We start from the raw sequence: 6,841 nt of genomic DNA, 5'->3' as shown, positions 1-6,841 counted from the left end.
ATGAACCGTGCACTGACACCGAACATTCTGACGCCGCAGGATCTTGAGCAGCACTGGCGCTGGGAGGGGCGTTTGCCCGCGTGGGGACACACGTCGGTGGATTTCGAGCGTCGTGTCGATCACGACCGGCTGCGCCGCTACCGGCTGGCCCGGACGCGCCAGGCCCTGAAGGCGTCCCCGGCGGGCACGCTGCTTCTGTTCGACGTGAACAACATCCGCTACGTGTCGTCGACCAAGATCGGCGAGTGGGAGCGGGACAAGATGTGCCGGTTCTGCCTGCTGACCGGCGACGATTCCCCTTACGTGTGGGATTTCGGCTCGGCCGCGGTGCATCACAAGAAGTTCTCCGACTGGCTGGAGCCGGATCACTGCCGCGCGGGCGTGGTCGGCATGCGCGGGACGATCCCGCCGGAATTCGGCCTGATGCAGAAATACGCCCGGGAGATTGCCGGTCTGATCCGCGATGCCGGGATGGCGGACATGCCGGTCGGGGTCGACTACGCGGAAACGGCGATGTTCTTCGCGCTGAAGGAAGAAGGCCTCAACGTCATCGACGGCCAGCAGATCATGCTGTCGGCGCGCGAGATCAAGAACTGGGACGAGATCCAGCTTTTGACCCAGGCCGCCTCCATGGTCGACGGCGTCTACCACATGATCTACGAGGAGCTGAAGCCGGGCATTCGCGAGAACGACATCGTCGCGATGTCGAACAAGATGCTCTACGAGATGGGCTCCGACGATGTCGAGGCGATCAACGCGATCTCCGGCGAGCGCTGCAATCCGCATCCGCACAACTTCACCGACCGGTACTTCCGCCCCGGCGACCAGGCGTTCTTCGACATCCTGCAGTCCTACCAGGGCTACCGGACCTGCTACTACCGGACCTTCAACATCGGCCGGGCGACGCCGGCCCAGCACGATGCCTATGTGAAGGCGCGCGAATGGATCGATGCGTCCATTGCCATGATCAAGCCGGGCGTGTCGACCGACAAGGTCGCAGCCGTCTGGCCGAAGGCGGAGGAATTCGGCTTCCCGAGCGAGGAAGCGGCCTTCGGCCTGCAGTTCGGTCACGGGCTGGGGCTGGCGCTGCACGAGCGTCCGATCATCTCCAGGGCCGTCTCGCTCGAGCACCCGATGGAGATCAGGACGGGGATGGTGTTCGCGCTGGAGACCTATTGCCCCGCGGCGGACGGCTATTCGGCGGCGCGGATCGAGGAGGAGGTCGTGGTGACGGACACGGGCTGCGAGGTGATCTCGCTGTTCCCGGCCGAAGAGCTTCCGATCGCCAACCGCTACTGAGTTTATCGAAAAGACATGTGGACGGCCCGGCCGGGTGAAGGCCGGGCCTGTTTGCGGGAGTTTATGATGGCAGCCAAATCCGCCACAAAGGCGAAGACCGCTTCGCAGAAATCCAAATCCAATACCGAAGCCTACCTGCGCATGTACCGTCAGATGGTGCGCATCCGCGCGTTCGAGGACAATGCCAACCAGCTGTATCTCTCGGCGAAGATGCCGGGGCTGACGCACATGTATTCCGGCCAGGAGGCGGTGGCGGTCGGCATCTGCGAGGCGCTGGAGGACACGGACTACATCACCTCCACCCACCGCGGCCACGGCCATTGCGTCGCCAAGGGGGCGGAGTTCAGGCAGATGTTCTGCGAGCTCTTGGGCAAGGAGGAAGGCTATTGCCGGGGCAAGGGCGGGTCGATGCATATCGCCGACCAGAGCCACGGCAATCTGGGCGCCAATGCCATCGTCGGCGGCTCCACCGGCATTGCCACCGGGGCAGCCCTTTCGGCCAAGTACCTGAAGACCGGGGCGGTGGCGGTTTGCTTCTTCGGCGACGGCGCGACCGCGCAGGGGCTCTTGTACGAGGCGATGAACATGGCATCCCTTTGGAAGCTGCCGGTGATCTATGCCTGCGAGAACAACGGCTATTCGGAATACACCAAGACCGACGAGATCGCCGCCGGCTCGCTGACGGAGCGGGCGAAGGGCTTCGGCATGGAGGCCTTCACCGTCGACGGCCAGGACGTGCTGGCGGTGAACGAACTGACCCAGGAGCTGGTGGCGCGCTGCCGAAAAGGCGAAGGCCCGTTCTTTGTCGAGCTTCAGACCTACCGCTATCACGGCCACCACGTGGGCGACATCAACCGGACCTACTATCGCTCCAAGGAAGAAGAGGCGGAGTGGAAGGACAAACGCGATCCGATCGTCAACTTCGGCACGTGGCTGACGGGGCAAAAGATCGTGACGGCCGATGACCTGGCTGCGATCGATGCGGAGGTGAAGGCGGATGCCAAGGCGGCCGTCGACTACGCTTTGGAAGCGAAGTACCCGGATGCGTCGGAAGTGACCATGCATGTCTATGCGGAGGCGTCCTGATGCGGCAGATCACGCTCTCCCAGGCGGTCAACGAGGCGATCGCGGAAGAAATGCGCCGGGACCCGAAGATCTTCCTGATCGGCGAGGATGTGGCGGAAGCCGGAACCCCGTTCAAGGTGCTCTCAGGTCTCGTGGAGGAGTTCGGTACGGAGCGGGTCATCGACACGCCGATCTCAGAGCCCGGCTTCATGGGTATGGCGGTGGGGGCGGCCATGACCGGGTCGCGGCCGATCGTCGACCTGATGTTCGGCGACTTCCTGTTCCTGGTGATGGATCAGCTGTGCAACCAGGCGGCCAAGACCCATTACATGTCCGGCGGCAAGCTGAAGGTGCCGCTGGTGCTTCGGACCAATCTCGGCGCCACGCGGCGCTCCGCCGCCCAGCATTCCCAGTCGCTTCATGCGCTTGTGGCCCATATCCCGGGACTGAAGGTGGCGCTGCCGTCGTCGGCCTACGAGGCCAAGGGGCTGCTGAAGACGGCGATCCGGGACGACAACCCGGTCGTGATCTTCGAAGACAAGCTGATGTACAACGACAAGGCGCCCGTTCCGGAGGAGGAATATCTTCTGCCCTTCGGTCAGGCGGCGGTCCTGCGCGAAGGCAGGGACGTTACCCTGGTTGCGACCTCGTCGATGGTGCAGGTGTGTCAGAAGGCGGCGGAGCTGCTGGAGACGCAAGGCATCTCCGCAGAGGTGATCGACCCGCGCACCATCGTGCCGCTGGATGAAGACACCATCGTCGGCTCGGCGAAGAAGACCGGCCGGGCGGTGGTGGTCGACGAGGGCCACCAGAGCTACGGGGTGACGGCGGAGATCGCCGCGCGGATTGCCGACAAGGCGTTTTATCATCTCGACGCCCCGGTGCAGCGCATCGGCGCCATGGACGTGCCGGTGCCGTTCTCGCCCGCACTCGAAGACCTGACCGTGCCGACGCCGGAGACGGTGGCGGAGCGGGCGCAGCAGCTGTGCAAGGGGGAGATCTGATCATGGCCCATGACGTGATCATGCCCGCGCTTGGCATGGCGCAGGAGACAGGCCTGATCCTGGCCTGGCGCAAGAGCCCCGGCGATGCGGTCAAGGCCGGCGACGTGCTGATGGAAGTGGAGACCGACAAGGCGGCGATGGAGGTCGAGGCCCAGGCGGACGGCTTTCTGAGCGAGGTCCGCGCGGAGGAAGGCGCGGAGGTTCCCGTCGGCGAGGTGATCGCGGTGATCTCCGACAGCGCCGACGACGTCAAGGCGGCGCCCTCCAAACAGGAAGCGTCGCAGAAGGAAGAGTCGAAGCCGGAGGCACCTCCCGCACCGAAGGCCGAGCCGGCTCCGCAGGCAGTCCAACAGGCAACTCCCCAAGCTGCTCAAATGGCTCCTTCCGAGCAGCCAGCCGACGGCAAGGTGCTCGCCTCGCCCAAGGCCAAGCGCCTGGCGGCAGAGCGCGGGCTCGATCTGAGCCGTCTGGCAAAGGCAGGCCATCCCCAACCCTACCGGGTGGCGGATCTGGAGGTGCTTTCCGCCATGCCTGCAGCGGGGGCGGCTTCGGCCGTCGACCGGCTTCTGGTGCGCGCCAGTGTGGAAGCAGACGCCTTTGACGCCTTCTGCGGCTGGCTTGCTGCCGAGAGCAAGGTTGAAACAGACATAACGGCGGGCATGGTGCTGGCGTCGTTTGCCGCCCGCAGCCTGCGCGCCGTCACCGGCGCCGCCGACGTTGTTGTGCGGGTCGCAGCCCCGCGCAAGCAGCCGAGAACCTATCAGGACCCGGATCTGGCCGGGCTGACCCGGATGGAAGCCTCGGAGACGGAACCCGAGCCGGACCTGATCGTTTACGATCTGACGGCAACCCGTCTGACCCATGCAGAGCTTGCGGCAGCCCATGTGCCGACCTTGACCGTGGCCCGCGACGGGGTCAGGCTGGTGGTCTCCCTGGCGGCCTCTCCCGACCGGCTCGATGACGCGGCCCTGATTGCCTGCCTCGACGCCTTTGCCGGCCGGCTGGAAGAACCGCTGAGACAGCTTTTGTAGTCTGACAGCCGTGATGAGCTGACAGCTTCTCTGATTTACAAGGACAAGTTCCATGAACAAGCCTGCTTTGAATATCGATGCGCAGCAGTTTTTGTCCGACCTCTATATCAACGGCGACTGGCGCCCCGGCGCCGGCGGGGAGCGCTTTAACGTGCTCAACCCGGCAACGGAAGAGGTGCTGACCTCGGTGGCGTCCGCCGAAATCGCCGATGCGGACGCGGCATTGGACGCGGCCGAGGCCGCCTTTGCCGACTGGTCCGCGCGCAAGCCGCGCGAGCGCTCGGAAATCCTGCGGAAATGCTTCGAGCTGATGACCGCCCGTCTCGACGACTTCGCCAAGCTGATCACGCTGGAAAACGGCAAGGCGGGCAATGACGCCCGGGGCGAGGCGGCCTATTCGGCGGAGTTCTTCCGCTGGTTTGCCGAAGAAGCGGTGCGCGCCGACGGTCTGATCACCCATGCGCCGGCCTCAGGCGCCCGCATCATCGTCCAGCACAAGCCGGCCGGCATCGCCGTGCTGGTCACGCCGTGGAACTACCCGGCCGCCATGGGCACGCGCAAGATCGCACCGGCGCTCGCCGCCGGCTGCCCGGTGATCATCAAGCCCGCTTCGGAAACCCCGCTCACCATGCTGGCGCTGATGCCGCTTCTGGAAGAGGCCGGCGTGCCCAAGGGCCTCGTCAACGTGCTGCCGTCGAAGAAGACCGGGGCGCTGGTCGATCACATGCTGCATGACCCCCGTGTCAGGGTGGTCTCCTTTACCGGCTCCACCCAGGTCGGGCGCAAGCTCTTGCATTCGGCCGCCGATACCGTGCTCAAGCCCGCCATGGAGCTTGGCGGCAACGCGCCGCTGATCGTGTTCGAGGATGCGGACATCGACCTGGCGGTGGAAGGGGCGATGCTCGCCAAGATGCGTAACCTGGGCTCCGCCTGCACGGCGGCCAACCGGATCTACGTGCATGAGGCGGTCGCCGACACCTTTGCCGACAAGATGACCGCGGCCATGGCGGCCCTGAAGACCGGCAACGGCCTCGATCCGGACGTGGATGTCGGCGCGCTGGTCAATGCGGACACCCGCGACAAGGTCGCCGCCTTCGTCGACGATGCGGTCCAGAAGGGCGCGAAGGTCCTGCTCGGCGGCAAGGCGCCCGGCGGCACCGGCTTCTTCTATCCGCCGACGGTGATGACCGACGTGCCGGAAAATGCCGACTGCGTTCATGACGAGATCTTCGGTCCCGTCGCGGCCATCCAGACCTTCACCGACCAGGAGGACGTCATCCGGCGCGCCAACGACACCGAGTACGGGCTGGTGGCCTACGTCTTCTCCGGGGACATGAAGCGGGCGATGCAGGTGTGCGAGCGGCTCGACTACGGCATGGTCGGCCTCAACCGGGGCCTGGTCTCCGACCCGGCCGCGCCCTTCGGCGGCACCAAGCAGTCCGGCCTCGGCCGGGAGGGCGGCCACGAGGGCATGCTGGAGTTCATGGAAACCCAGTACATCTCCGCAAGCTGGTAAGAAGGGGGGACGCGCGCCTTGAACACGGTCATCGCCAGCCCCTCGGTCCGGGCGCTCGCCGCCCGCAAGGGCATCGACCTTGAGACCCTCGGCCGGTCGCTTGGCCGGGAGACCCTGGCGCGCGAGGACGTGGAAGGCACCACAGGCGGAGGGGGCGGCGGCTCAACACCCGCCGCCGCAACCTCACAGCCTTCCGCCGACACCGCCTACTGGGACGTGGACCACAGCCAGTACGGCCCGGTGCGGGAAGAGCCGATGTCGCGGTTCGCGCAAGTGGCGGCGAAGAACCTGGCCGCGGCCAATGCGCTGATCCCCCAGGTGACCCATCACGACGAGGCCGATGTCTCCGCCATCGAGGCCTTCCGGCAATCGCTGAAGGAGGAAGCCGCCGAGGCCGGGGTCAGGCTCACCGCCCTTGCCTTCCACGTCAAGGCGCTCTCCCATTGCCTGCGAGCCTTCCAGACCTTCAACGCCTCGCTCAGCGCCGACGGCAAGACGCTGATCCTCAAGGACTATGTCCACATCGGCATTGCCGTCGATACGTCTTACGGCCTCACTGTGCCTGTGATCCGCGATGCCGACAAAAAAGGCCTTTACGACATCGCCCGCGACATCGCCGAGCTCGCGTCAAAGGCCCAGGCGCGCAAGCTGCCGCCGGATGCCTTCGGTGGCGCCTCCATGTCGATCTCAAACCTCGGCGGCATCGGCGGCATCGGCTTTACCCCCATCGTCAACCCGCCCGAAGTCGCCATTCTCGGGATCACAAGAACGAAGATCCAACCCGTCTGGGACGGGGACACCTTCCAGCCGAAACCCATGGTGCCGCTCGATCTCTCCTACGATCACCGCGTCATCAACGGAGCCGATGCAGCACGGTTCCTGGCTACATATGCAAGCCTCATCAGCGAGCCGAAAAGGATGATGCT

The 6,841-nt window shown here is 65.4% G+C and carries 6 protein-coding genes; all 6 read left to right on the top strand.

Annotation, left to right across the window (positions count from 1 at the left end):
• A partial coding sequence (locus HK439_RS25980) for a M24 family metallopeptidase (protein ID WP_190294401.1) occupies positions 1 to 1,299 on the top strand: 1,299 nt, incomplete at its 5' end.
• A gap of 66 nt (positions 1,300 to 1,365) precedes the next feature.
• On the top strand, positions 1,366 to 2,385 hold the full coding sequence (locus HK439_RS25975; RefSeq protein WP_190294400.1) for a thiamine pyrophosphate-dependent dehydrogenase E1 component subunit alpha: 1,020 nt from the start codon (positions 1,366 to 1,368) through the stop codon (positions 2,383 to 2,385).
• The gene (locus HK439_RS25970; RefSeq protein ID WP_328804248.1) at positions 2,385 to 3,368 is read left to right on the top strand and encodes an alpha-ketoacid dehydrogenase subunit beta; all 984 of its coding nucleotides are present in this window, start codon (positions 2,385 to 2,387) and stop codon (positions 3,366 to 3,368) included. Before HK439_RS25975 ends, HK439_RS25970 begins: the two co-directional genes overlap by 1 nt.
• A gap of 2 nt (positions 3,369 to 3,370) precedes the next feature.
• On the top strand, positions 3,371 to 4,399 hold the full coding sequence (locus HK439_RS25965; RefSeq protein ID WP_190294399.1) for a biotin/lipoyl-containing protein: 1,029 nt from the start codon (positions 3,371 to 3,373) through the stop codon (positions 4,397 to 4,399).
• Between the two features lie 52 nt (positions 4,400 to 4,451).
• Complete coding sequence (locus HK439_RS25960; RefSeq protein ID WP_190294398.1) at positions 4,452 to 5,915, top strand: NAD-dependent succinate-semialdehyde dehydrogenase; 1,464 nt, start codon at positions 4,452 to 4,454, stop codon at positions 5,913 to 5,915.
• A gap of 18 nt (positions 5,916 to 5,933) precedes the next feature.
• Positions 5,934 to 6,841: 2-oxo acid dehydrogenase subunit E2 (locus HK439_RS25955; protein ID WP_190294397.1), on the top strand; the 908-nt coding region annotated here is incomplete at its 3' end.

The organism is Roseibium aggregatum, assembly GCF_014692675.1.
Lineage (GTDB): Bacteria > Pseudomonadota > Alphaproteobacteria > Rhizobiales > Stappiaceae > Roseibium > Roseibium aggregatum_C.
This window is presented reverse-complemented; position numbering and strand designations above follow the sequence as displayed.